The organism is Microbacterium paraoxydans, assembly GCF_018224615.1.
In the GTDB taxonomy this organism is placed as follows: domain Bacteria; phylum Actinomycetota; class Actinomycetes; order Actinomycetales; family Microbacteriaceae; genus Microbacterium; species Microbacterium paraoxydans_B.
Genome location: NZ_JAGTUK010000001.1, coordinates 1,160,284 through 1,182,846, shown reverse-complemented (window position 1 = coordinate 1,182,846; position 22,563 = coordinate 1,160,284). Strand labels below are relative to the sequence as shown.

The window sequence follows — 22,563 nt, the reverse complement described above, 5'->3', positions numbered from 1 at the left end:
CGTGCTGTACCTCGACCACGCCGCCACCTCCCCCGTGCGCCCGGAGGTGCTTGCCGCCATGCAGCCGTACCTCACGTCGGTGTTCGGCAACCCCGCCAGCCACCACACGGCGGGCGAAGCGGCGGCGGATGCCCTGGAAGACGCCAGGGGCAGGGTCGCCCGCGTGCTCGGGATGCGGCGCGGAGACGTGGTGTTCACCAGCGGCGGCACCGAGGCGAACAACCTCGCCGTGAAGGGCCTCGTGCTCGGCGCGCTGGAGGCGGGGCGGCGGCATCTCGTGGTGTCGCCGATCGAGCACGAGTCGATCCTGGAGTCCGCGGCCTACCTCGCACGGTTCCACGGCGTCGAGGTCACGAGGGTCGAGGTCGGGGCGGACGGCCGCATCCCGCCGGACGCTCTCGGTGCCGCGGTCCGGGACGATACCGCGCTCATCGCGCTGGGCCACGCGAACAACGAGATCGGCACGGTGCAGGACGTCGAAGCGCTGACCTCGGTCGCCCGCGCCCGCGGAGTGCCGTTGCACCTCGACGCCGTGCAATCGGCCGGCTGGCTGCCGCTGCTGGGCGTGGGCGCCGACGCCGTGTCGATCGCGGGCCACAAGCTCGGCGCCCCCAAGGGAACCGGAGCCCTCGCGGTGCGCGGTCGCCTCCCCCTGGAGCCGCTCCTGCACGGCGGCGGACAGGAGCGCGGACGCCGCTCTGGCACGGCGGACGTCGCGGGTGCCGTCGGCCTCGCCACCGCGCTCGAGCTCGCGGAACAGGAGCGCGAGGCCGTGGTGACACGGATCGGCGCGGCGACGGGACGCTTCATCGCGGAGGTGAGGCGGCGGGTGCCCGAGGCGGCGCTCACGGGCGACCCCGTGCACCGTCTGCCCGCCACGGCCAGCTTCACGTTCGCGGGGGTCAGCGGCGAAGCGGTGCTGTTGGAGCTGGAGCGCCGCGGCGTGATCTCCTCCAGCGGCTCCGCCTGCGCGGCCGGGAGTGACGAGCCCTCGCACGTGCTGCTGGCGTGCGGCGTCGACCCCGCGGTGGCCCAGACCGCGGTGCGCTTCACGTTCGGGCGGGCCCCGCTCCCGGACGACGCGCCGGAACGCCTCGCCGCGCTCGTGGCCGCCGCCGTCGACGCCGTGAGGGGCTGAGCTGCGGCCCTAGACTCGGCACGTGACCGATGCCCCCCTCGTGACCCTGATCGTGCCAGGACGAGACATCGCCGCCTTCGCCCCCGCCGCGCTCGACTCGCTGCGCGCACAGACCGAGCAGCGCTGGCGGGCCATCCTGATCGACGACGGCTCGACCGACGACACCGGCGCGATCTTCGACGACGCCGCGTCCGGCGACCCCCGGTTCACGGTCGTGCGTCACGCCGCCTCGCGCGGCCTCGGTGCCGCGCGCAACGTGGGGCTCGCGCTCGTCGACACCCCCTACACCGGCTTCCTCGACGCCGACGACGAGTTGCGCCCCGCGGCCCTGTCCCGCCTGCTCGGCACGCTCGAGCAGACCGGCAGCGACTTCGCCGCCGGCGCCTACGTGCGGTCCCGGTGGCAGGGCGACCGGTACGTGGCCGGGCGCGTGCAGCCGTGGGTGGCCGCCGCCACCGCCCCGGAGCGCCGCGGCACGACGCTGGCCGAGCACCCCGCGGCCGTATCGAACATCGTCGCGTGGTCGAAGGTGAGCAGGACGCCCCTGTGGGACGACCTCCGCTTCCCCGAGGGCGTCGCGTACGAGGACCAGGTCGTGGCGCAGACGCTGTACACCCGGGCCACCGCGTTCGACGTGATCCCCGACGTCGTGGTGCAGTGGCGGGTCAGGGCCGACGGCACCTCCATCACGCAGAGCAAGGCCGAGCTCCCGGTGCTGCGCGACTACCTGACAGCGCTCCGCGGGGGGATCGCCGTGCTGCACGCCGCGGGGGCGCGGGCGGCTGTCACGGCACGTCTCGACCTCATCCTGGCGATGGACGTCCCTCCCCTGCTCGACATCGCCCGCACGCACCCCGACCCCGCGTACGCCGCCGAGGTGGACGCGTTCCTGACGGAGCTCCGGGCCCTGCCCGAGTACGCCGACGCCGCCCCCGATCCCACGCTCGCCCGCGCCCTGAGCTGGTGAGCCCCGCCCGCCCGAAAGGCCGCCCCGCATGAACGCCTACCTCGATTCGCTCTTCTCGCTCGACGGACGCACGGCCGTCGTGACCGGCGGCAGCTCCGGCATCGGCCGCGGCATCGCCACCGCCCTGGCCCGGGCGGGTGCCGCGACCGTGATCGTCGCTCGCGGTGAGGAGCGCATCCGCGAGACCGTCGAGGAGCTGCGCGGGTATGGCGCCCGCGCGGCCGGCGTCGTCGGCGACCTCGGCACGCGCGAGGGCATCCAGGCGGTGGCGGCCGCCGCGACGGAGCCGTTCGGCGAGCCGGACATCCTGGTGAACTCGGCAGGCATCAACCTGCGGCCGCCCTACCCCGAGATCACGCAGGACGACTGGGACGCGACCATGACGGTCAACGCGCTCGCCCCGTTCCTGCTCGGCCAGCGCTACGCCAGCGGTATGGCGGCCCGCGGCTATGGACGCCTCATCCACATCAGCTCGCAGCAGGCGCACCGCGCCTTCGTGGGCAGCGGGGTGTACGGCGCCTCGAAGGGTGCGGTCGAGTCGCTCATGCGCTCGGAGGCCGAGGCCTGGGGCGGCACCGGGGTCACGAGCAACACGCTGGTACCGGGCTTCGTGCTCACCCCGCTCAATGCGCGGCTGCAGGAAGACCCCGACACGATCGCGGCCCTCGCCGCGCGCACCATGATCGGGCGCAACGGCCTGCCGAGTGACTTCGCCGGAGCGGCGGTGTTCCTCGCCGGCGCGGGCTCGGCCTACGTCACGGGTCACTCGCTGTTCGTCGACGGCGGCTTGTCGGTGCACTGACGCACACGCCCCGGGCTCGGCCGCGCGAGCCGCTCACGCCTCGGGCAGCGCGGGGTCGTCGGGGTCGGGCGACGCGACAGCGGCGGCCGAAGCAGGAGCGGTCGGCGTGAGGAGCGGGGCTGCGGTCGCGAGTGCGGTGACGGCATCCGCCGCGGCCGCGTCGTCGGGCGCACGATCGGCCCGCCGGGCGTCGAGGCCCGCGCGCACTCCCCCGGTCGCGGGCTGCGCGGGGTCGTCGTCCGCCTCCACCTCGGCCTCGACCGTGAGCACGCGCGACGCCGCGACCTGCTGCGCGGCGAGCTCGGCGTAGAGACCCCCGTGCGCCAACAGCTCGGCGTGCGTTCCCGACTCCACGATGCGTCCGGCGTCGATCACGTGGATCACATCGGCGCCCATCACGGTCGACAGCCGGTGGGCGATCGAGAGCGTCGTGCGCCCCTTGGCCGCCTCGTCCAGTGCTTCCTGCACGACCCGCTCGGACACCGTGTCCAGCGCCGAGGTCGCCTCGTCGAGCAGCAGCACCGGCGGGTCTTTCAGCAGCACACGAGCGATCGCGATCCGCTGCTTCTCCCCGCCCGACAGCCGGTACCCGCGCTCACCGACCACGGTGTCGTAGCCCTTCTCGAAGCCGCTGATGATGTGGTGGATGTTGGCCGCGGTGCACGCGGCGATCAGCTCGTCCTCAGTCGCGTCGGGCTTGGCGTAGAGCAGGTTCTCCCGGATGGTGGCGTGGAAGAGGTACGTCTCCTGCGACACGATGCCCACGTCGTCGATGATCGAATCCTGGCGCAGCGTGCGCACATCGGCCCCGGCGAACAGCACGGTGCCCGCCGTGGCCTCGTACAGGCGCGGCGCGAGGTAGATGATCGTGGTCTTGCCCGCACCGGACGGCCCCACGAAAGCCACGTGCTGCCCCGGCTCCGCCACGAACGACACCCCGTGCAGCGTGGGCCGCGCGTCGGGCGCGGCATCCGGATAGCGGAACACCACGTCGGCGAACTCCACGCGACCCCGTGGCCCCGGTGCCCGGTCGACCGTGATCGCGTCCGGCGCATCGGTGATCTCGGGCACCAGGTCGAGGTACTCGAAGATGCGCGCGAACAGGGCGGAGGAGGTCTGCAGGTCGAGCGAGACGCGCATGAGCCCCATCAACGGCATGAGCAGCCGTGCCTGCACCGTGGTGAACGCCACGATCGTGCCGGCCGTGATGGCCCCGGTGCCGCCCGCGATGAAGAACCCGGACACGAGGTAGATGACCGCCGGGACGCTGGCCATGATCACCTGCACGACCGCGAAGAAGCCCTGGCCGCTCATGGCCCGGCGAACCTGCAGCACCACCTGGTTGCGGTTCTCCGCCTGGTAGCGCTCCGACTCGGTGCGCTGCCGGTTGAACGCCTTGGAGAGCAGCATGCCCGACACGCTCAGCGTCTCCTGCGTGATGGAGGTGAGCTCCGACAGGGACTCCTGCGTCTCCCCGGCTATGCGCGCCCGCACCTGGCCGACGCGGCGCTGCACCAGCACCAGGAACGGCATCAACACGACCGCGATCAGGGTGAGGCGCCAGTCGATCAGGATCATCGCGACGAGCGAGGCGATCACGGTGACGGCATTGCCGAGGATGCTCGTGACCGTGTTGGTGAGCACGCCGGAGACGCCGCCGACGTCGTTCTGCAGGCGAGATTGGATGACCCCGGTCTTCGTGCGGGTGAAGAAACCGAGCTCCATGGCCTGCAGGTGCTCGAACAGGCGCACCCGGAGGTCGCCCGTGACGCTGTTGCCCACCGTTGCGGTGAGCCACGTCTGCACGACGCCGAGACCGGCCGAGAGCAGGAACAGCGCGACCATGGTGCCGACGAGCCACGCCAGCAGCTGCAGCTGCGGGCCGCCGCCGTCGACGGGGAACAGCGCGTCGTCGAAGATGCGCTGCACCAGCAGCGGCGGGATGACGGCGATGCCCGCTCCCGCGACCACGAGGATGCCGGTCAGGAGGATGCGCCATCGGTAGGCGCTGAACAGCGCGACCACACGGCTGCCTAGGCCCTCGATGCGCGGGGCCTCGGCGTTCAGGCGGCGTTGGGCCTCCTCATCGACCCCGCGGAAACCAACCCGCGGTCCGCCGCCCATGCCACCCATGCTCATGGCGCAAGCGTACCCACGGCCACCGACCTCGCCGCCCGTCGCGCTCCGCCCTGAGCGGATATGGCAGGGATCGGAATGAAATGTCCGCGGCACCCGTTACGCTGAGTGACTCCTGCGAACTCTCGCGCCCTCTTCCCCCTCGACGCCCTGGAGGCCGCCCATGTCTGCCGTCGATACCGGCTCCATCACGACGCCTCCCGCGCAGGGCGGCGAGATCCCTCGCCGCGACATGCGCGTGATCTGGCTGCTGCTCGTCGCGGCCTTCGTCGCGATCCTCAACGAGACCACGATGGGGATCGCGATCCCGCACCTCAACACCGACCTCGGGATCCCGCCCGAGCTCGGGCAGTGGCTCACGAGCGCGTTCATGCTGACCATGGCGGTGGTGATCCCGACGACCGGGTTCATCCTGCAGCGCTTCACCACGCGGCAGGTGTTCATCGCCGCCATGACCGCGTTCTCGCTGGGCACCCTCGTCGCCCTGGTCGCCCCCGGCTTCTCGGTGCTGCTGGTCGGCCGCGTCATCCAGGCCGCGGGCACCGGCATCATGATGCCGTTGCTGATGACCACCATCATGAACGTGGTGCCGCCGCAGTCGCGCGGTCGCATGATGGGCCGCGTCGGTCTGGTGATCTCGCTCGCCCCGGCGATCGGCCCCACGCTCGCGGGCGCCGTGCTCGACGCGTTCAACTGGCGCGCGCTGTTCGCGATCGTGCTGCCGATCGCCCTCGTCTCGCTGTTCATGGGCGTGAAGTGGATGACCAACCTGGGCGAGACCCGCAAGGCGCCGCTCGACGTGCTGTCGATCCCGCTCGCGGCGCTCGGCTTCGGCGGCATCGTGTACGGCCTCAGCCAGTTCGGCGGTGAGGGCGGCTCCGGTGGCACGGCCGGCGTGATCGCGCTGGCCGTCGGCGCCGTGTCGCTCGGACTGTTCGTCTGGCGTCAGCTCGTGCTGCAGCGCGTGGACGACGCCCTGCTCGACCTGCGGGTGTTCCGCGTGGGCAACTTCTCGCTCGCCGTGATCATCATGACCATCCTGGCGCTGTCGATGTTCGGCACGCTCACCCTGCTGCCGCAGTACCTGCAGAACGTGGCGGGACTCACGGCGCTCGAGTCAGGTCTCATCCTGCTCCCGGGTTCGGTGCTGATGGGCCTGCTCGGCCCGGTCATGGGCCGGGTGTACGACGCCCGTGGCACGCGCCCGCTGCTGATCCCCGGCACGGTGCTGGTGTCGGCGTCGCTGTTCTTCTACTCCACCGTGGGCGAGCACACCGTGTGGTGGCTGCTGATCATCGTGCAGGCGGCCATGTCGGTCGGGCTCGCGATGTCGTTCACGCCGCTGTTCTCGTCGTCGCTGGGGTCGCTGCACCGCTCGCTGTACTCGCACGGCTCGGCGGTGCTCAACACGCTGCAGCAGGTGGGCGGGGCGGCCGGCGTCGCGCTGCTCACCGTCACCTACTCGGCGATCCTGCACGCGGGCGAAGACGACGGACTGTCGCGAGCAGCCGCGGGAGCACCGGGCGCCCGCATGGCCTTCCTCCTCGCGGCGATCATCTCGCTTGCGGCGGTGGCGCTGAGCCCGTTCGTGCGCAAGCCCGCCGACGATGCGGGGGATGCGGCCCACGGAGGCCACTGACACCCCAGGATCGCGACGGCGTCTGTCGCTCCTACCGCGTCGGCGGCGCGGGGAGCTGGCAGACGCCGTTGGCGCAGAAGCCCGCGGCGGCGGCGTCGTTCAGCTCGAGGGCGACGGGGAGCGGCTGCAACGCGGCCGGCGTCTCCAGGCCCGCGTCCTGCTGCGTCTTCTCGGTCATCCCTCGATCGTACGCCCGCTGCGAGCCATGGGCGCCGAACGCTCTTTCCGGCCTCAGCGGTGCGGCGTATCGTTCGGGGTGACGCGGGCCGTGCCCCGGCGACACGGCCCCGAACGCGAGGAGCCGACATGATCATCCAGACCCCGCTGGCCGCGACAGCCGAGGGCCACGTCGCCGCCATGTACGACGGCGACCTCGCCGACGACGGGTTCGTGTACGCACACACCCAGGCGATGGCGGTCAACCCGGAGGCGCACGCCGCGTTCGAAGCCCTGGTGCACGCGATCGTGCCCTCCATCGGCGTGCGCGTCTACGAGGCCGCGACGCTCGGGGCCGCCCGCGCGATCGGATCGACGCACTGCCTGCTCGCCCACGGCCGGCGCTCCCTCCGCGTCGGCGTGCTCGACGAGGCCGGACTCGCCGCGTTCGGTCAGGGCGACGACAGCGCCTTCACCCCGCAGGAGCAGGTGGTGGTGCGGTATGCCGACCGCCTGTCGCGCGACGCGTCCGCCATGACCGACCGGGACACGCAGGAGCTGCGCGACGCCGGCTTCACCGACCGGCAAATCGTGGACATCACGCTCGCGGCCGCCGCGCGCAACTACTTCAGTCGCGCCCTGCAGGCCCTGGCCGTGCCCGTCGATCCCGTCCCCGGTCTCCCGCCCGCGGTGGTGACGGCGCTGACAGGCGAGCGCGTCGACCCGGCACCGCCAGCGGATCGATAGGCCCGCTCCCCTAGCGTTGACGGATGCTCAGAAGACTGCTGGCCCGCGTGTTCTGGGCGTTCAGCCGCTGGACCCTCACCGGCGAGGACGCCCCGACGCGCCCGACCGTGCTGGTCGGCGCTCCGCACACCTCGAACTGGGATTTCGTGCTGATGCTCGCGATCGCCTGGCGCCTCGGCATCGACGTGCACTGGCTGGGCAAGAAGAGCCTGTTCCGCGGCTGGCGCGGTCCGATCATGCGGAGACTCGGCGGCATCCCGGTCGATCGGTCCGACCCCGCCAGGGTCGTCGGCGATGTGGTGGCGCAGGTGCACGCGGGAACCGTGTTCGGTCTGGTCGTCACACCGGACGGCACCCGCGGCGGCAACGCGTACTGGAAGTCCGGCTTCTACCGCATCGCGCGTGAGACGGGCATGCCCGTGACCCTGGGCTTCGTCGACCGCGCGACCATGACCACGGGGCTCGGACCGACCATCGACCTGACCGGAGACGTCTCCGCCGACATGGACCGCATCCGCGCGTTCTACGCCGACAAACACGGTGTCCGGCCGGAGCGGCGCACCGAACCGAGGCTGCGCGAGGAAGGCGAGCGGGCCTGACCGTCCTCGGCCGACGCCGCGCTCAGTCGTCTGCCGGTGCGTGCTCCCGCGCGTAGGCGAGGTCGTCGTCGGAGAGCGACTCGATCATCCCGACCACGGCTCCCGTGATCTCCCGGATCTGCTCGCGCACGTCGTCATCGAGGTGCCGCGAGCCGCCGCCGAGGACCGCACGTTGCGCCTCGTCGGACAGCTCCGGCCACCACTCGTCGATCGGGGGAAGCGTCATTCGTGATCCTTTCCGAGAGTGCTCGCGGGCTCCCGCGCAACCTTCTGGACACGGCGGGATTTCCGCCACGAGACTGTGTCCATGACAGCAGAAGCACGCCGCGGACCGGAAGACCGGGACGACCGCGACGACGGGCGCGACGAGACCCCGAACGAGCGCGCCGACCGCAACTGGGACGAACTGCTGCAGGAGCTCCGCGTGATGCAGACCGGTACGCAGATCCTCACCGGGTTCCTGCTGGCCGTGGCCTTCCAGCCCCGGTTCACCGACATGGACGAGGTGCAGCGCGACCTGTACGTGGTGCTGGTGGCGCTCGCCGCGATCGCCACCATCCTCGCGCTCGCTCCGGTCGGGATGCACCGGGCGCTGTTCGGCACGCGGCAGAAGCCGGAGCTGGTGCGGATCGCGGCGCGCATCGTGAAGGTCGATCTGGTGGTGATCGGGGCGCTGACGATCGGTGTCACCACCCTCATCGTCGACTTCACCGTGAACCGCACGGCCGGGCTCGTCGCGCTCGTCGCGGCGCTCGTCCTCGTGACGGGACTGTGGATGGCGCTGCCCGGTTTCCTGCGCCGGGCCCGCGCCGACACGTGATCGCCGCCGTCTCGCGCGAAGGGCACGACGACGACGGCGATGGCACGGCGCGCTCAGCGACCGGCGGGGCTGCGGTTCTCGGCGCTCACCATCCAGGCGAACTGCTCGAGGCGCTCGATCACGGCGTGCAGCAGATCGGCCGAGGTGGGGTCTTCCTCGTCCACGTCGTCGTGCACGCCGCGGAGGGTCGCGACGGTGGCCTCGAGCCGCTCGGTCACGAGGTCGATCGTCTCCGTGGTCGACACCTCTCCCGTGGGGAACTCGGGAAGCGTCGTGGTCTTCGCGATGGTGGCGCTGCGGCCGTCCGGCACCGCGTGCAGCGCGCGCATGCGCTCGGCGATCGTGTCGCTGAAGGTGCGCGCATCCTCGATGATCTCGTCGAGCTGGCGGTGCGTGTCGCGGAAGTTCCTGCCGACGACGTTCCAGTGCGCCTGCTTGCCCTGCAGTGAGAGCTCGATCAGGTCGACCAGCACGGCCTGCAGGTTCGCCGCGAGAGTGGACGAGGCGGTGAAGCCCTTCTCCGCGTTCTGCTGACGGGTGGTCTTAACCCGGGTGCTGCCTCCGCTCTTGGCGGCGCCGTTCTTCTTCGTGTTCTCTGCCATGGTGTGTCCTCCTGCCGCGACGCTAACCACGACGACCGCCCCGGATCGAGGGGGTTGACACCCACCCGACTCCCGGTCGAACGTGGCGGAGTCCCCGAACGACACGAGAGAGGCGGAAGCGTGACCAGCAGCGAGCACAAGGAGGGCCCGGAGATCGTGATCTCCCCGATCAGCGATGCCGATGCGGGCGAGGTGCTGACCGTGCAGCGGGCGGCCTTCGTCTCGGAAGCCGCGATCTACGGCAGCGTGGACATGCCGCCCCTCACCCAGACGCTCGCGGAGCTCGAGGCCGAGCTGCGGTCGGAATCCGGCTTCACGGCGCGCGTGGACGGTCGACTGGTGGGGGCGATCCGCTATGTGGAGAAGGACGACCTGCTGCTCATCGGCCGCATCGCGATCGCTCCGGACATGCAGGGCGAGGGGATCGGGCGTCGGCTGCTGGAGGCCGCGGAGCAGGCGTCGCATGCGCCGGTCGCGGAGCTCTTCACGGGCAGCCTGAGCGAGGCCAACCTCCGGCTGTACACGTCGTGCGGTTACGTGGAGCACGAGCGGGTGCCCGATGGCGACGGCACCGCGCAGGTGTTCCTCCGCAAGCGGCTGCGAGAGTAAACGCGACGCTCCTCAGACGCAAGGGGGTGGAGTCGCTCGGCGGAGGCCGGAATCGTGGCGGAGGTGTCGCGACCGCGGCACGACCCGACCGGAAAGGAGAGCTTCGTGCTCACCCTCACCGACAACGCCACCGCCATCGTGTCGACCCTCGTGAGTCGGCAGAACGACGCGCCGGACGCGGGCCTGCGGATCCACTCCGCCCCGGCGCAGGACGCCTCGGGCGCAGCGCATCTCGCCGTCGCCGTCACGGCCGACCCGGAACCGGCTGATCAGGTCGTGGAGATCCAGGGAACGCGTCTCTTCCTCGACGATGCGGCCGCGGCCGCCCTCGACGACAAGGTCCTGGACGCGGGTGTCGACGACGAGGGCTCCGTGTCCTTCGCCGTTCTCCCGCAGGTCGCCTGACCGACGGACTTCGGATGCCGCGGCCGACACGGTCGCGGCATCCGTGCGTTCAGTCCCAGTCGAGGTACTCCTCGAGCACCACGGCGGTCTCGATCGGGTGGGTCATCGGGAAGAGGTGGCCCCCGCCCTCGATGGTCTTGATGCTGGCACGCTCAGGGGCGCCGGCCTGCAGGGTCTCGGCGTTCGCGGCCGGGGTGTCGGTGTCGTCCGTACCCTGGATGAGCAGCACCGGGACGACCGGCGCGAGCGGCACGTCCACGTCTTCCACACCGAGCAGGGCGATGCCGTTGACGCGGTCGGGGTGGGCGAGGGCGAACGCACGCGCGACCGTGCCGCCGAAGCCGTGCCCGCCGATCCAGGTGTCAGCGAGACCCACGTGGTCGATCACGGCGAGCGCGTCGGCCACTCGATCGTCGAGCGAGGCGTCGACGCCGTCCGCGCGATGCCCGATGCGCAGCACGTGGAACCCGGCTTCCTCGGCGAGGTAGTGCCCGACGACACCGAGCACGTCGGCAGCCAGGTCGCGCTCCTGGATCAGTACGAGCTTGACGGGTCCGTCACCCTCGTCCACGAAGGGGATCGCGCGGCCCTCTGGCTCGAAGATCTGGGTGTCGGTCATCGGCGTCGCTCTCCTCGTGGCGTCGGTGTCTGGAACGCAGGCGGTCGAGCGCGCCGAGCTCCTGCGACCCGCGCCGCGGCCGTTGCCGCCTCTGTCCAGCGTATCCCGCCGGGGACCGCTCCTCCTCACGGCCCCCGGCGGAGTCATCGCGGTGGTCGGAGCTCACGCCACAGGTGGGCGATCGTGGCCGCGCCCCGCACGAGCATGTCGAGGTCGATGCTCTCGTCACTCGCGTGCCAATGGTCCTCGGGGAGCCCGGTGCCGAGGAAGTACACCGGCGCGCCGAGACGACCCGACAACCATTCCGCCGGTCCGCCGCCCGCGTTGCCCATGCGTCCGCGCACCGGGAGTCCGTACCCGAGGGCGAGGGCGCGCTCCAGGGCGTCGAGCACGGCGTCGTCGGGCGAGGAATACGGCTCCTGTGCGATGTCTTCGTCGGCCTCGAACGTGTAGGACGCCCCGTCGGTCATCGCCGCGGCCACGTACGCCCGCAGGTGCTCCACGACCTCCGGGATGCGCTGGCCCGGAACCGTGCGCACGCTCAGCGACGCCGTGGCCTCACGCGGGATGACCGAGCGCTCGAGGCCGTCCGGATCACCGGCCAGCAGGGAGATCACCTCGATCGCCGGCCGCGTCCACAGACGCTCCGGCACGGTGTGGCCCGGCTCCCCCACGACCGCGCGGGTCTCCGTGCGTTCCAGCCAGTCCGCCTCGTCGAACGGCAGGGCGGCGAGTTCGGCCGCGCGTTGCGGGGAGGTCGGCGCGACCCGATCGAGCAGGCCGGGGACCGCGATGCGCCCGGCCGCGTCGTGCATCCCGGCGAGCACGCGAGCGAGGGCGAGCGCCGGGTTGAGTGTCACCCCGGAGGCTGCGCCGCTGTGCACGTCGCGCGCGGGGCCGTGCACCGTGAGCGTGGCCGTGACGGTGCCGCGCATCGAGGTCACCGGCGCCGGGGCGTCGGCACGCCACTGGATCGTGTCGGAGAACACGACGAGGTCGCACGCGAAGCGCTCGGGGTCGTCGTCGAGAAGGCGCAGGAGGTGCGGCGAACCGATCTCCTCCTCGCCGTCGATCAGCAGTTTCACGGTGAGCCCTGGCGCCCCGTCGACCGCGGCGAGCGCCCGCAGCGCCCACACGTGCGCGAGCACCTGACCTTTCGCGTCCGATGCCCCACGCCCGTACAGGCGGTTGTCGCGGCGCACCGGGGTGAACGGCGCGGTCTCCGCCCATTCCTCGGGCTTGGCGGCGCGCACGTCGTGGTGACTGTAGACCAGCACGGTGGGCGCACCAGGAACGGCTTCGGTCTCGGCGAACACGGTGACCGAGTCGCCGGCCGGCAGCAGCGTCGTGGTGAGACCGACCTCCCGCAGCTCCCCCGCGATCCATCGCGCCGAGCGCGCCAGGTCGCCGGCCCGCTCCGGATCGGCCGAGACCGAGGGGATCGCGACACCGGTCGAGAGCCGGGCGACGATGTCGTCGAGGTTGCCGCGCAGGAACGCCGAGATCCGGTCCACGCCCGCCTGTTCCTCCGCCATATCGCCACCCTGGTCTGTGTCCCGCTTTTCGTCGCCGGGCTTGACGCCGGCGTGAAGGGGGCCTATCACGGGCGACGCGCCCTGAGCCGCGCGATTGTCCCAGCCGCTTCGCGGTTTGGAAAGGCCCTGACCCGATCTGACATCGGGGCGTTGCATGGCCCGCTCATCCACAAAGAAGAGGAAAAGGTGCGGACATGTTCTTCCATCGACAGGAGCTCCAGTTCTCGGCGACGCCGGAGGCCCCGGACGCGGTCTACGCGCGCAAGCTGCAGGAGGTCCTCGGCGGGCAGTACGGCGAGATCACCGTCGCCCTGCAGTACCAGTTCCAGGCCTGGAACATGCACGTCCCCGGCAAGTACCGCGACCTGGTGTTCGGCATCGGCGCGGAGGAGATGGGACACGTCGAGATGCTCGCGGTCATGATCGCCCAGCTGCTCGAGAAGTCCCCGCTCGGGATCACGGAGGACGCCGTGCAGGACGACCCGACCGTGGCAGCGATCGTCGGCGGGACCGACGTGCAGCAGGGCATCGTGGCCGGTGCGGGCGCCCGCCCGGTCGACAGCAACGGAAACCCGTGGCAGGGCTCGTACATCACCGCGAGCGGCAACCTGCTGGCCGACTTCATGGCCAATGCGAACGCCGAGATGCAGGGCAGGGTGCAGGTGGCTCGGCTGTACCACATGACCGACGACCACGGTGTGCGCGACCTGCTGAGCTTCCTGCTGGCACGAGACACGATGCACCAGAACCAGTGGCTGGCCGCGGCGGAGGAGTTGAAGGCGGAGGGTGCCGAGGCGCTGCCGGTGCCGAGCAACTTCCCGCTGTCGAAGGAGCACCGCGACGTGTCGTATCAGTACCTCAACTTCAGCGACGGTCCTGCCGCGGCCGAGGGAACCTGGGCCTCGGGTCCGACGCCGGACGGTCACGGGGAGTTCAGCTACCACGAGGGACCCACGACCACGGCCGAGATGCCGCCGCCCACTCACCCGGACGCGCGGTTCTACGGCACCACGGAGCTGCCGAACCTCGTGGAGAAGGTTGCGGGGGCCGCCCAGGACGCCCTGCACAAGGAGTGACGGCGAGGCCGAGGGCGGCGTCTTACCCGACGCCCTCGGCCTGACGCAACGCCCTCGTCCGCGGCGGCGACCGCGGCTAGCGTCGGTGCTCACGCTCCTGCTGCTGCGTCGAAGGGAACGCCAATGCACCGCCACCGACACCGTGATCCGCGCGGGTTCCGTCCCCCCGAGGGCTCGCGCGGATCACGGCTGGAGCGCGCATGACCGCGAAGTTCCACGTCGAGCCGTGGGCCGTGAGCATCAGCGACCTCGACGCCGACCACCTGGCGCGGGAGGAGTCCGTGTTCGGGCTGTCCAACGGCCACATCGGCTGGCGCGGCAACCTCGACGAGGGCGATCCGCGCGGGGTCGCCGGGAGCTATCTCAACGGTGTGTTCGAGGAGCATCCGATGCCGTACGCGGAGGACGGCTACGGCTACCCCAACACCGGCCAGAGCGTCATCAACGTGCCGAACGGCCAGCTGCTGCGGCTGCTGGTGGAGGACGAGCCGTTCGACGTGGAGCACGGCACGGTGCACGCCCACGTGCGGCGTCTCGATCTCCGCGAGGGCACGCTGCATCGCGAACTGGAGTGGGAGTCCGCGGAGGGGCGGCGCGTGAGGGTGAGCAGCACGCGGCTGGTGTCGCTGCGGCACCGGTCGATCGCCGCGGTGCGGTACCGGGTGGTCGCGCTCGAGCCGCTCGCGGTCACCGTGCTGTCGGAGGTGCTGGCCAACGAGCCGCTGCCGTCGCCGCACGAGGATCCGCGCGTGGAGGAGCTGCTGGCGCGGCCGCTCGAGCCGGTGACGTCCGCCGTGCGGGAGGCGCGCAGCACGCTCGTGCACCGCACGCGACGCAGCGGCATCCACGTGGCGGTGTGCGCGGATCACGTCGTGTCGTCCACCGCCGCGACCGCACCGGAGGTGACGACCGAGGCCGAGGGCGATCTGGCGCGCACCCGCGTGCACGTGCGTCTCGCGGCGGGCGAGGAGCTGGAGGTCGTGAAGCTCGTCGGTCACGAGTGGTCGGACTCGCTGTCACCGCAGACGGTCCGCGACCGGGCGGAGGAGGCCGTGACGGAAGCACGGCGCGCCGGGTGGGCGGCGATCACGGCCGCGCAGCGGGAGGCTCTCGACGCGTACTGGACCTGCGGCGATGTGCACATCGAGGGTGACGCGCGCCTCCAGCAGGCGGTGCGCTTCGCCCTATTCCAGGTGTTCCAGGCGTCCGCGCGGGCCGAGGTGCGCTCCGTCCCGGGCAAGGGGCTGACGGGCTCCGGCTACGAGGGGCACACGTTCTGGGACTTCGAGGCCTTCGTGCTGCCCGTGCTCACCTCGACCGCGCCGGAGGCGGCACGGCAGGCGCTGCGATGGCGGCATGCGACCCTCGACCACGCCCGGGAGCGCGCCCGCACGCTGCACCTGGCGGGAGCGGCCTTCGCATGGCGTACGGTCGACGGCCGCGAGAGCTCGGGCTACTGGCCGGCGAGCACGGCCGCGTTCCACCTCAACGCGGCCGTCGCCGGCGCCGTGCTGCACTATGTGCGGGCGACCGGCGACCGAGAGTTCGAGCGCGAGGCAGGCGCGGAGATCCTGATCGAAACGGCGCGACTCTGGCTCTCGCTCGGCCGGTGGGACGACGAGGGGGCCTTCCACCTCGACGGGGTCACGGGACCGGACGAGTACTCCGCGATCGTCGACGACAACACCTACACGAATCTGTCCGCACGGCGGAACCTGCGCGGCGCGGCGGCCGCGGCCCGCAGGAACCCGCAGGTCGCACAGGCGCTGGGCGTCGACGACGCGGAGCGCGCGCGCTGGGAAGCCGCCGCGGCCGCGGTGGCGGTGCCGTTCGATGAGAAGCACGGCGTGCACGAGCAGTTCGCGGGCTCGACGCGGCACGCGGTGTGGGACTTCGACGCGACGCGCCCCGACCAGTACCCCCTGCACAGCCACTTCCCCTACTTCGACCTGTACCGCAAGCAGGTCGCGAAGCAAGCCGATCTCGTGCTCGCGCTGTACACGTCGCACGAGGAGTTCACGTGGGAGGAGAAGGCGAGGGCGTTCGCGTACTACGACGCCCTCACGGTGCGCGATTCGTCGCTGTCCGCGATGGCGCAGGCGGTGATCGCGGCCGAGGTGGGCCACGTCGAGCTCGCGGCCACCTACGTCGAAGAGCTCGCCCGCCTCGACCTCGACGACCTGCACGGCAACACGGCGGAGGGGCTACACATCGCCGCGCTCGCGGGCATCTGGACCGCGGTCACGGCGGGTTTCGGCGGGATGCGTGAGGGCGAAGACGGGCTGTCGTTCCACCCGCGGCTGCCCGCACGCGTGACACGGCTCGGCTTCGGCGTGCGGCTGCACGGTCACATCCTCCGCGTCGACATCGCTCGGGACGCCACCACCTACCGGCTGAGCGCCGGGGAACCTGTGACCGTGCGACATGCCGGGCAGCCGGTGGAACTCATCCCGGGCGAGCCCGTGACCCTTCCGACGCCGGCATCCGAGGCTCCGCTCACTCCCGAGCCCGCGCAGCCGCGGTGGCGGGAGCCGGGCGTCGCCCGCGAGGACGGGTGAGCGCTCGCGCGCGAAGAGTCAGGTGCGACGCTCGTCGCTGAGCTCGTCGAGCACCAGCTCGCCGCGGGAGTTCAGTCGCTCCATCATCCGCTCGAGGCGGGCCGGGTCGATCTTCGGCGGCGGCTCCTGGTCGAACTCCAGCACCAACGGGATGCTCGGGTGCATCCACGCGGAGAGACGCCCGGGGCGCTTCTCGCCCGAGGGCCACGTCATCATGAAGCTCTCCTGGCGGCGGAGCTTCGTCGAGATCACGATCTTCAGATGCGCCAGAACGTCATCCTCGACCTCGATCGGCGGACGCGAGCTGTTGTACTCCAGCTTTCCCATGCTCGAACCCTACGTGTTCGCACGGACATGCCGATGGCCCTTGACTGCGGAGCGAGTTCGCGTCAGTTGTTGAAGCGGAACTCCACGACGTCGCCGTCCTGCATCACGTAGTCCTTGCCTTCGAGCCGCGCCTTGCCCTTCGCGCGGGCCTCCTGCACGGAACCGGTCTCGACGAGGTCGTCGAACGACACGATCTCGGCCTTGATGAAGCCCTTCTCGAAGTCGGTGTGGATCACACCGGCGGCCTGCGGGGCCTTCCAGCCCTTGCCGATCGTCCAGGCGCGCGCCTCCTTCGGCCCGGCCGTGAGATAGGTCTGCAGGCCGAGAGTGTCGAAGCCGATGCGCGCGAGCTGGTCGAGTCCCGACTCCTCCTGGCCGGTCGAGGCGAGCAGCTCCGCCGCGTCCTCCGGGTCGAGGTCCTTGAGCTCCGACTCGATCTTCGCGTCGAGGAAGATGGCCTGCGCCGGGGCGACCAGGGCGGCGAGCTCCGCCTTGCGGGCGTCGTCCGTGAGCACGGCCTCGTCGACGTTGAAGACGAAGATGACGGGCTTGACGGTCAGCAGCCCGAGCTCGCGGATCGGGTCGAGGTCGAGCCCGCTGGTGGACAGCAGCACGCCGCGCTCCAGCGCGTCCTTCGCCGCCTTCGCGGCCTCGAGCACGGAAGGGTCGGTCTTCTTGCCGCGCACCTCCTTCTCGTACCGTGTGATCGCCTTCTCGACGGTCTGCAGGTCGGCGAGCATGAGCTCCGCGTTGATGGTCTCCATGTCGGACGCCGGATTGACCGCGCCGTCGACGTGCACCACGTCGTCGTCGGAGAACCCGCGCACGACCTGTGCGATCGCGTCCGCCTCGCGGATGTTGGCGAGGAACTGGTTGCCGAGCCCCTCCCCCTCGCTGGCGCCGCGGACGATACCGGCGATGTCGACGAACGACACGGCAGCCGGCAGGATGCGCTCACTGCCGAAGATCTCGGCCAGCTTCTCCAGCCGCGGATCGGGCAGGTTCACCACGCCGACGTTGGGCTCGATCGTCGCGAACGGGTAGTTCGCCGCGAGCACGTCGTTCTTGGTGAGAGCGTTGAAGAGGGTGGACTTGCCGACGTTGGGCAGGCCGACGATACCGATAGTGAGAGCCACGGGGTACGAGTCTACCCGCGCGGTGCCGACGCCCGATCCCCGCGCTGCTCGCCGCGCACGGCACGCCGTCAGAACGCGGGTACGCGCGGCGCGGGGAGTGCTCCGCCGGACGCGGGGCGTGCGTTGACGATGATCGTCACGCCGTCGATCTCAAGCGAGATCTCACTCGTCGCTCCATCGACGAGCTGGATGAGGACGGACCCGTCATGCTGCGGCGCGATCACGCCGATCTCTCCGCCGAACAGCGAAGACCACTGATCCGCGTTCTCGGCGATGTCGGCCGCAATGTCAAAAGGCGTTCCCAGAGGCGCGGCGTGTGCGGTCGTACCGTATTGCCCTTCGCTTGCACGCGCCACGACGTGTCGTCCAACGTCGGGGGGCTGAACCGCTGCTGCGGCGAGACCAAGGCTCAGAACACCGAGACTCGTTGCGGCCAGAATCGTGGACGGGCGGAGTCGGGTCACGTCATCTCCTGACTGGAATACGAATCGCGCACGGCACGGAACGCCCGCGTCACATAGGGCAGCTCGATCGTAGCGTCGTCGTGCAGGCCGAGCTCGTCGAACAGCGCGTCCATGTCGCGGCGGATGCGCGACCGCTCCGCCTCGTCGGCCGTGATGACGTAGCTCCGCGATGCCGCCATGCGATGCATCACGTCGCGTGTCACCGGTCTCGCCCACTCCCACCGCTCCTGCTCGAGACCGCCGAACGGCTCCGACACCACGGGGTCTCCGGCGGCGAGCATGAGCTCGGCGTTGCTGCCGTGCATGATCTCGGTCAGGCGGCGCACCCATTCCGCCCGCTCATCGCGCAGGTTCCAGATCAGACCGAGCACGCCGCCGCTGCGCACGACACGGCCGATCTCTGCGGACGCCGCCACGGGGTCGACCCAGTGCCATGCCTGTCCGAGCACGACTCCGTCGACACTCGCGTCCGGCAGGGGGAGGCGCTCGGCCGTGCCGACGAACGTGGGCACACCCGGCACGGCGTCCCGCAGGGTGGCGAGCATGGCGGGGTCGGGATCGACCGCGACGACCTCCACCGCCTCCCCCGCGACCAGTGCGCGGGTGAGCTTGCCGGTGCCCGCGCCGACGTCGGCGATGCGGCGGGATCCCTCCGGCATGCGTTCGAGCATCCACGCGACGGCCTCGAAGGGGTACTCCGGGCGACCGACCTCGTAACTGCCTGCCTGGGTGCCGAAGGACGTGGCCATCTCGTCGCTCATGTCGTCAGCCTACGGCGAGTCTGCCCCCCGACGTCCGAGGCCCGGGAGAGAGTGAAGAGGTGCCACTGGACTTCACTGCGATCGACTTCGAGACCGCGAACTCCAGTCCGGCCTCCGCCTGCGCCGTCGGACTCGTGCGCGTACGCGGGGGCGAAGTCGTCGCCACCGCGGGCTGGCTCATCCAGCCGCCCCCGGGTCACGACGAGTTCATGGAGTGGAACGTCCGGATCCACGGCATCCGTCCGGAGCACGTGGCGTCGGCCGCACGATGGGTGGATCAGTTCGACCGCCTGTGCGAGTTCGCCGGCGCCGACGTGCTGGTGGCCCACAACGCCGGTTTCGACCTCAACGTGCTGCGACGCGCCGCGGAGGCGACGGGGCAGGACTGCCCGCCGTACCGCTCGCTGTGCAGCCTGCAGGTCGCGCGCAAGACCTATCAGCTCGACTCGTACCGCCTCCCGCTGGCCGCCGCGGCAGCCGGGTACGCCGAGTTCTCGCATCACGACGCCCTCGCCGATGCCCGCGCCTGCGCGCATATCGTGGTCGATGCCGCGCGGCGCGCGGGTGCAGCAGACGTCTTCGCGCTCGCCGACGCGCTGAGCCTCCGCGTGACCGAGCCCGCTGTCCCCGCCCTGGAGCGCGCCGTCGCCTGAGACCGTTGCGGCGGTGCATCGAATGTCCGATGCCTCGGGCACGATGTCTCCATGGATGCGCTGACGATCGTTGTGCTGCTCGTGGCCCTGGCCGCCGGGGCCGCCCTGGGCTGGTTCCTTCGCGCCGGCCGTGGCGCCGCAGACCTCGCCCGCGCCGAGGCCGAGCTGGCCGCGGCCCGCGACGACCGCGACCGGCAGTACGACCTGTATCGCGACGCGGTCGAGCACGCCCGCGCGGAGCAGCGTGCCGAGGCCCTGCGCGTGCAACAGCAGAACGCGGTGCTCCAGGCGCTCGCCCCGGTGCGTGAGAGCCTGCAGCAGATGCAGTCCAAGGTCGCGGCCATCGAGCACGAGCGGCAGGCGCAGTTCGGCACGCTCGCGGAGCAGCTGCGCCGTGCCCAGGAGTCCGATGAGGCACTCCGCGCGACCACCGAGTCGCTCGCCGGCGCCCTGAAATCCACCGCGACCCGCGGTGTGTGGGGCGAGGCGCAGCTGCGAAGGGTCGTGGAGGCGGCGGGGCTCACGCGGCACGTCGACTTCGACCTCCAGACCACGATCTCGTCCGATCGCGGGCAGGGCCGCCCCGACATGGTCGTGCGGCTCGCGGGAGGCACGTCGATCGCGGTCGACGCGAAGGTTCCGCTCGACGCCTACCTCGAGGCCACGGCCCTCCCGCTCGGCGATGCGCACGAGGCGCAGCGGCGCGCGCTTCTGCAGAAGCATGTGAAGGCCGTCAGAGCGCACGTCGATGCTCTGGCGAAGAAGGCGTACTGGTCCGGCCTCGACGCCAGCCCCGAGTTCGTGATCTGCTTCCTGCCGAGCGAGTCACTGCTGGCGTCCGCGATCGATGAAGACCCGACCCTGCTCGACTACGCCTTCAGCCGCCGCGTGGCGCTGGCCTCCCCCGTCAATCTGTGGACGGTGCTCAAGACCGTTGCGTACACCTGGACGCAGCAGGAGGTGTCGACCGAGGCGCGCACCCTGCTCGCTCTGGGAACGCAGCTCTACGATCGCCTCGGCACGCTCGCCGGGCACGCCGATGACCTCCGGCGAGCGCTCGAGCGCACGGTCGACAGCTACAACCGGTTCGCGGGATCGTTGGAGTCGCGGGTGCTGGTGACCGCACGCCAGTTCCCCGGGGTCGACGCGTCCGGTCTCTTGGCGCCGCCGGTGATCACGGCGGACGGTCGGCGCTTCACTGCCCCGGAGCTCATCGCCGCCACCGAGCCAGAGTCGTCGGGCGGCCTCATCGCGGATGTGGGCGAGGTGCGTGCGCGCGTCGAGGAGGTACGAGCGTCGAACGGCGATTGAACGCCGCTCGCGAAGGAGCTGCGGCGAGGGGTCAGGCGACGCCGGGAACGCCGCTGAGCAGCAGGATGACGAGACCGCTCGTGGCAAGGAACGCGCCGATCATCCACCAGGCACTGATCTCGTGCCCTTCGTCTCGGCGCACACGGAAGAGCACATCGGCGCGACGGGCCGGGTCGATCGGGGGCTTCGCGGGAGCGGCCGGCGGGGTCGCGGCGACGACCTCGGCGTCGGCACTGACCCGGAGGATACGCCCCGTGTTGGTGGTGATGATCTTGGTCGGTGCGGCGCTCTTCGAGCCACTCGTCTGCTGCGTTGTCATGCGTTCGCCCTCCTGTGCCTGCGGTGCCTGGCGGCTCCGTCGACGGCGACAAACCCAGTGACAATTGTGACACGGCGCCTCACGCGACCGCGGCCACCATCCGCGCGCGCCGGTACCGGCTCGATAACGATGAGGTCGTGAACCGCCGGTGTCTTCGCAGCGTGCCGAGAGCGTCAGCCGCGCGGCGAGCGCGTCAGAGCCACTTCGAGACGAGGTGCTCCGAGGCGATGCGGCGCAAGGTACCCGAAGCTCCCCGGAGCACGACGCTCTCCGTGTACACGTACCCGCGCTCACGCCGGACTCCCGCGACGAGCTGCCCGTCCGTGACACCCGTCGCGACGAAGATCGTGTTGTTGCCGCGCACGAGGTCGTCCGCCTCGTACACCTTGTCCATGTCGAGTCCGCCGTCGATTCCGCGCTGGCGCTCATCGTCGTCGCGGGGCCACAACCGCCCCTGGATGTGTCCACCCAGCGCCTTGATGGCACACGCGGTGACGATGCCCTCGGGGCTGCCACCCACGCCGACACACATGTCGGTGCGCGCGTCGTGGCGGGCCGCATTGATGCCCCCGGCGACGTCGCCGTCGCTCATCAACCGTGTTCCGGCACCGGCATCGCGGATCTCCTGGATGAGCTGCTCGTGCCGTGGACGGTTCAGCACCGAGACCACGATCTCGTCGACCGGCTTGTCGAGCGCACCCGCGAGCCTGCGGATGTTCTCCCCGATGGGCAGCCGGATGTCGACCACGCCCACACCGGCCGGGCCCGTCACGAGCTTGTCCATGTAGAAGACGCTGGACGCGTCGAGCATGGTGTCGCGGTCGGACACGGCGATCACCGAGAGGGCGTTCTGCCGTCCGGCTGCGGTGAGAGAGGTGCCGTCGATAGGGTCGACCGCGATGTCGCACAGGGGACCCTGCCCGGTGCCGACGACTTCGCCGTTGAACAGCATCGGGGCGTTGTCCTTCTCCCCCTCGCCGATCACCACGCGGCCCTGGAAGTCGACCGTGCCGAGGAACGCGCGCATCGCATCCACCGCGGCGCCGTCGGCTGCCTCCTTCGCGCCACGACCGATGAAGGGCACGGCGCGGATCGCTGCCGCCTCGGTGGCGCGGACGAGCTCCATCGCCAGGTTGCGGTCGGGACGAAGCGGGCTCAGGTCGGCAGTCAGACTCACCATGCGG

25 protein-coding genes are annotated in these 22,563 nt (G+C 71.1%); 13 read left to right on the top strand and 12 right to left on the bottom strand.

Going from position 1 to position 22,563, the window contains the following annotated elements; all coding sequences use genetic code 11:
• Position 1 precedes the first annotated feature (1 nt).
• From KE274_RS05575 to KE274_RS05565, 3 genes are read left to right on the top strand one after another with little or no spacing between them, the layout of a single operon-like run.
• Entirely contained in the window at positions 2 to 1,138 is a 1,137-nt protein-coding gene (locus KE274_RS05575; protein WP_211541636.1) for a cysteine desulfurase family protein, read from the top strand.
• Between the two features lie 22 nt (positions 1,139 to 1,160).
• Positions 1,161 to 2,105: a glycosyltransferase family 2 protein gene (locus KE274_RS05570; RefSeq protein ID WP_211541635.1), complete on the top strand. Its 945-nt coding sequence runs from the start codon at positions 1,161 to 1,163 to the stop codon at positions 2,103 to 2,105.
• A 28-nt stretch (positions 2,106 to 2,133) separates the two neighbouring features.
• Positions 2,134 to 2,907 (top strand): SDR family NAD(P)-dependent oxidoreductase, encoded by a 774-nt coding sequence (locus KE274_RS05565; protein WP_211541634.1) that lies wholly within the window; start codon positions 2,134 to 2,136, stop codon positions 2,905 to 2,907.
• 33 nt (positions 2,908 to 2,940) lie between these two features.
• Here KE274_RS05565 and KE274_RS05560 read toward each other — a convergent pair whose 3' ends face one another.
• On the bottom strand, positions 2,941 to 5,040 hold the full coding sequence (locus KE274_RS05560; protein WP_211541717.1) for an ABC transporter ATP-binding protein: 2,100 nt from the start codon (positions 5,038 to 5,040) through the stop codon (positions 2,941 to 2,943).
• A gap of 166 nt (positions 5,041 to 5,206) precedes the next feature.
• Between KE274_RS05560 and KE274_RS05555 the strand changes: the two genes are divergently transcribed.
• Complete coding sequence (locus tag KE274_RS05555; RefSeq protein ID WP_211541633.1) at positions 5,207 to 6,682, top strand: MDR family MFS transporter; 1,476 nt, start codon at positions 5,207 to 5,209, stop codon at positions 6,680 to 6,682.
• Between the two features lie 31 nt (positions 6,683 to 6,713).
• Here KE274_RS05555 and KE274_RS05550 read toward each other — a convergent pair whose 3' ends face one another.
• Positions 6,714 to 6,860: a hypothetical protein gene (locus tag KE274_RS05550; RefSeq protein WP_211541632.1), complete on the bottom strand. Its 147-nt coding sequence runs from the start codon at positions 6,858 to 6,860 to the stop codon at positions 6,714 to 6,716.
• Between the two features lie 128 nt (positions 6,861 to 6,988).
• Here KE274_RS05550 and KE274_RS05545 point away from each other — a divergent pair, with 128 nt between their 5' ends.
• Together KE274_RS05545 and KE274_RS05540 are read left to right on the top strand one after the other, a co-directional pair.
• Positions 6,989 to 7,585 (top strand): carboxymuconolactone decarboxylase family protein, encoded by a 597-nt coding sequence (locus KE274_RS05545; protein WP_211541631.1) that lies wholly within the window; start codon positions 6,989 to 6,991, stop codon positions 7,583 to 7,585.
• Between the two features lie 23 nt (positions 7,586 to 7,608).
• The gene (locus tag KE274_RS05540; RefSeq protein WP_211541630.1) at positions 7,609 to 8,184 is read left to right on the top strand and encodes a 1-acyl-sn-glycerol-3-phosphate acyltransferase; all 576 of its coding nucleotides are present in this window, start codon (positions 7,609 to 7,611) and stop codon (positions 8,182 to 8,184) included.
• A gap of 22 nt (positions 8,185 to 8,206) precedes the next feature.
• Here KE274_RS05540 and KE274_RS05535 read toward each other — a convergent pair whose 3' ends face one another.
• Positions 8,207 to 8,410 (bottom strand): hypothetical protein, encoded by a 204-nt coding sequence (locus KE274_RS05535; RefSeq protein ID WP_211541629.1) that lies wholly within the window; start codon positions 8,408 to 8,410, stop codon positions 8,207 to 8,209.
• A gap of 81 nt (positions 8,411 to 8,491) precedes the next feature.
• Between KE274_RS05535 and KE274_RS05530 the strand changes: the two genes are divergently transcribed.
• A complete protein-coding gene (locus KE274_RS05530; protein ID WP_211541628.1) occupies positions 8,492 to 9,004 on the top strand; it encodes a DUF6328 family protein in 513 nt (170 codons plus the stop codon).
• Positions 9,005 to 9,057: 53 nt separating this feature from the next.
• Here KE274_RS05530 and KE274_RS05525 read toward each other — a convergent pair whose 3' ends face one another.
• Positions 9,058 to 9,606 carry a Dps family protein gene (locus tag KE274_RS05525; RefSeq protein WP_211541627.1) on the bottom strand — a complete coding sequence of 183 codons (549 nt, stop codon included), beginning with the start codon at positions 9,604 to 9,606 and terminating at the stop codon, positions 9,058 to 9,060.
• Positions 9,607 to 9,726: 120 nt separating this feature from the next.
• On the opposite strand from KE274_RS05525, the gene KE274_RS05520 reads away from it, so the two are divergent.
• Both KE274_RS05520 and KE274_RS05515 read left to right on the top strand, forming a co-directional pair.
• Positions 9,727 to 10,215, top strand: a complete 489-nt coding sequence (locus KE274_RS05520; protein ID WP_211541626.1) for a GNAT family N-acetyltransferase — start codon at positions 9,727 to 9,729, stop codon at positions 10,213 to 10,215.
• Between the two features lie 105 nt (positions 10,216 to 10,320).
• Positions 10,321 to 10,620, top strand: coding sequence for a Fe-S cluster assembly protein HesB (locus KE274_RS05515; protein WP_211541625.1), 300 nt, complete (start codon positions 10,321 to 10,323; stop codon positions 10,618 to 10,620).
• Between the two features lie 49 nt (positions 10,621 to 10,669).
• Here the strand turns inward: KE274_RS05515 and KE274_RS05510 are convergent, their stop codons facing one another.
• Both KE274_RS05510 and KE274_RS05505 read right to left on the bottom strand, forming a co-directional pair.
• Positions 10,670 to 11,239 (bottom strand): alpha/beta fold hydrolase, encoded by a 570-nt coding sequence (locus KE274_RS05510; RefSeq protein WP_211541624.1) that lies wholly within the window; start codon positions 11,237 to 11,239, stop codon positions 10,670 to 10,672.
• A 143-nt stretch (positions 11,240 to 11,382) separates the two neighbouring features.
• Positions 11,383 to 12,774 carry a M20/M25/M40 family metallo-hydrolase gene (locus KE274_RS05505; RefSeq protein ID WP_211541623.1) on the bottom strand — a complete coding sequence of 464 codons (1,392 nt, stop codon included), beginning with the start codon at positions 12,772 to 12,774 and terminating at the stop codon, positions 11,383 to 11,385.
• Positions 12,775 to 12,968: 194 nt separating this feature from the next.
• Here KE274_RS05505 and KE274_RS05500 point away from each other — a divergent pair, with 194 nt between their 5' ends.
• Together KE274_RS05500 and KE274_RS05495 are read left to right on the top strand one after the other, a co-directional pair.
• Positions 12,969 to 13,850: a manganese catalase family protein gene (locus tag KE274_RS05500; protein WP_211541622.1), complete on the top strand. Its 882-nt coding sequence runs from the start codon at positions 12,969 to 12,971 to the stop codon at positions 13,848 to 13,850.
• Between the two features lie 200 nt (positions 13,851 to 14,050).
• Positions 14,051 to 16,408 (top strand): glycoside hydrolase family 65 protein, encoded by a 2,358-nt coding sequence (locus tag KE274_RS05495; protein ID WP_211541621.1) that lies wholly within the window; start codon positions 14,051 to 14,053, stop codon positions 16,406 to 16,408.
• An 18-nt stretch (positions 16,409 to 16,426) separates the two neighbouring features.
• On the opposite strand, the gene KE274_RS05490 is transcribed toward KE274_RS05495, so the two are convergent.
• From KE274_RS05490 to KE274_RS05475, 4 genes are all read right to left on the bottom strand, one after another.
• Positions 16,427 to 16,735 (bottom strand): DUF7882 family protein, encoded by a 309-nt coding sequence (locus KE274_RS05490; protein WP_211541620.1) that lies wholly within the window; start codon positions 16,733 to 16,735, stop codon positions 16,427 to 16,429.
• Positions 16,736 to 16,797: 62 nt separating this feature from the next.
• Positions 16,798 to 17,871: a redox-regulated ATPase YchF gene (ychF, locus tag KE274_RS05485; RefSeq protein WP_211541619.1), complete on the bottom strand. Its 1,074-nt coding sequence runs from the start codon at positions 17,869 to 17,871 to the stop codon at positions 16,798 to 16,800.
• A gap of 68 nt (positions 17,872 to 17,939) precedes the next feature.
• Positions 17,940 to 18,335, bottom strand: a complete 396-nt coding sequence (locus KE274_RS05480) for a hypothetical protein (protein ID WP_211541618.1) — start codon at positions 18,333 to 18,335, stop codon at positions 17,940 to 17,942.
• Entirely contained in the window at positions 18,332 to 19,096 is a 765-nt protein-coding gene (locus KE274_RS05475; RefSeq protein WP_211541617.1) for a class I SAM-dependent methyltransferase, read from the bottom strand. The genes KE274_RS05480 and KE274_RS05475 overlap by 4 nt, the downstream gene beginning before the upstream one ends.
• 59 nt (positions 19,097 to 19,155) lie before the next feature.
• Here KE274_RS05475 and KE274_RS05470 point away from each other — a divergent pair, with 59 nt between their 5' ends.
• Together KE274_RS05470 and KE274_RS05465 are read left to right on the top strand one after the other, a co-directional pair.
• Positions 19,156 to 19,749: a 3'-5' exonuclease gene (locus KE274_RS05470; RefSeq protein WP_211541616.1), complete on the top strand. Its 594-nt coding sequence runs from the start codon at positions 19,156 to 19,158 to the stop codon at positions 19,747 to 19,749.
• Between the two features lie 51 nt (positions 19,750 to 19,800).
• A complete protein-coding gene (locus tag KE274_RS05465; protein ID WP_211541615.1) occupies positions 19,801 to 21,060 on the top strand; it encodes a DNA recombination protein RmuC in 1,260 nt (419 codons plus the stop codon).
• A 31-nt stretch (positions 21,061 to 21,091) separates the two neighbouring features.
• Here KE274_RS05465 and KE274_RS05460 read toward each other — a convergent pair whose 3' ends face one another.
• A complete protein-coding gene (locus tag KE274_RS05460; protein ID WP_211541614.1) occupies positions 21,092 to 21,379 on the bottom strand; it encodes a hypothetical protein in 288 nt (95 codons plus the stop codon).
• Positions 21,380 to 21,572: 193 nt separating this feature from the next.
• Positions 21,573 to 22,559, bottom strand: a complete 987-nt coding sequence (glpX, locus tag KE274_RS05455; RefSeq protein ID WP_211541613.1) for a class II fructose-bisphosphatase — start codon at positions 22,557 to 22,559, stop codon at positions 21,573 to 21,575.
• Positions 22,560 to 22,563 lie beyond the last annotated feature (4 nt).

Excerpts from the sequence above, each read along its gene's own strand:
- KE274_RS05565 (WP_211541634.1), top strand. The coding sequence starts at position 2,134 with ATGAACGCCTACCTCGATTCGCTCTTCTCGCTCGACGGACGCACGGCC.
- KE274_RS05560 (WP_211541717.1), bottom strand. The coding sequence starts at position 5,040 with ATGGGTGGCATGGGCGGCGGACCGCGGGTTGGTTTCCGCGGGGTCGAT.
- KE274_RS05555 (WP_211541633.1), top strand. The coding sequence starts at position 5,207 with ATGTCTGCCGTCGATACCGGCTCCATCACGACGCCTCCCGCGCAGGGC.
- KE274_RS05550 (WP_211541632.1), bottom strand. The coding sequence starts at position 6,860 with ATGACCGAGAAGACGCAGCAGGACGCGGGCCTGGAGACGCCGGCCGCG.
- KE274_RS05545 (WP_211541631.1), top strand. The coding sequence starts at position 6,989 with ATGATCATCCAGACCCCGCTGGCCGCGACAGCCGAGGGCCACGTCGCC.
- KE274_RS05540 (WP_211541630.1), top strand. The coding sequence starts at position 7,609 with ATGCTCAGAAGACTGCTGGCCCGCGTGTTCTGGGCGTTCAGCCGCTGG.
- KE274_RS05535 (WP_211541629.1), bottom strand. The coding sequence starts at position 8,410 with ATGACGCTTCCCCCGATCGACGAGTGGTGGCCGGAGCTGTCCGACGAG.
- KE274_RS05530 (WP_211541628.1), top strand. The coding sequence starts at position 8,492 with ATGACAGCAGAAGCACGCCGCGGACCGGAAGACCGGGACGACCGCGAC.
- KE274_RS05525 (WP_211541627.1), bottom strand. The coding sequence starts at position 9,606 with ATGGCAGAGAACACGAAGAAGAACGGCGCCGCCAAGAGCGGAGGCAGC.
- KE274_RS05510 (WP_211541624.1), bottom strand. The coding sequence starts at position 11,239 with ATGACCGACACCCAGATCTTCGAGCCAGAGGGCCGCGCGATCCCCTTC.
- KE274_RS05505 (WP_211541623.1), bottom strand. The coding sequence starts at position 12,774 with ATGGCGGAGGAACAGGCGGGCGTGGACCGGATCTCGGCGTTCCTGCGC.
- KE274_RS05500 (WP_211541622.1), top strand. The coding sequence starts at position 12,969 with ATGTTCTTCCATCGACAGGAGCTCCAGTTCTCGGCGACGCCGGAGGCC.
- KE274_RS05495 (WP_211541621.1), top strand. The coding sequence starts at position 14,051 with ATGACCGCGAAGTTCCACGTCGAGCCGTGGGCCGTGAGCATCAGCGAC.
- KE274_RS05490 (WP_211541620.1), bottom strand. The coding sequence starts at position 16,735 with ATGGGAAAGCTGGAGTACAACAGCTCGCGTCCGCCGATCGAGGTCGAG.
- KE274_RS05475 (WP_211541617.1), bottom strand. The coding sequence starts at position 19,096 with ATGAGCGACGAGATGGCCACGTCCTTCGGCACCCAGGCAGGCAGTTAC.
- KE274_RS05465 (WP_211541615.1), top strand. The coding sequence starts at position 19,801 with ATGGATGCGCTGACGATCGTTGTGCTGCTCGTGGCCCTGGCCGCCGGG.
- KE274_RS05460 (WP_211541614.1), bottom strand. The coding sequence starts at position 21,379 with ATGACAACGCAGCAGACGAGTGGCTCGAAGAGCGCCGCACCGACCAAG.
- glpX (WP_211541613.1), bottom strand. The coding sequence starts at position 22,559 with ATGGTGAGTCTGACTGCCGACCTGAGCCCGCTTCGTCCCGACCGCAAC.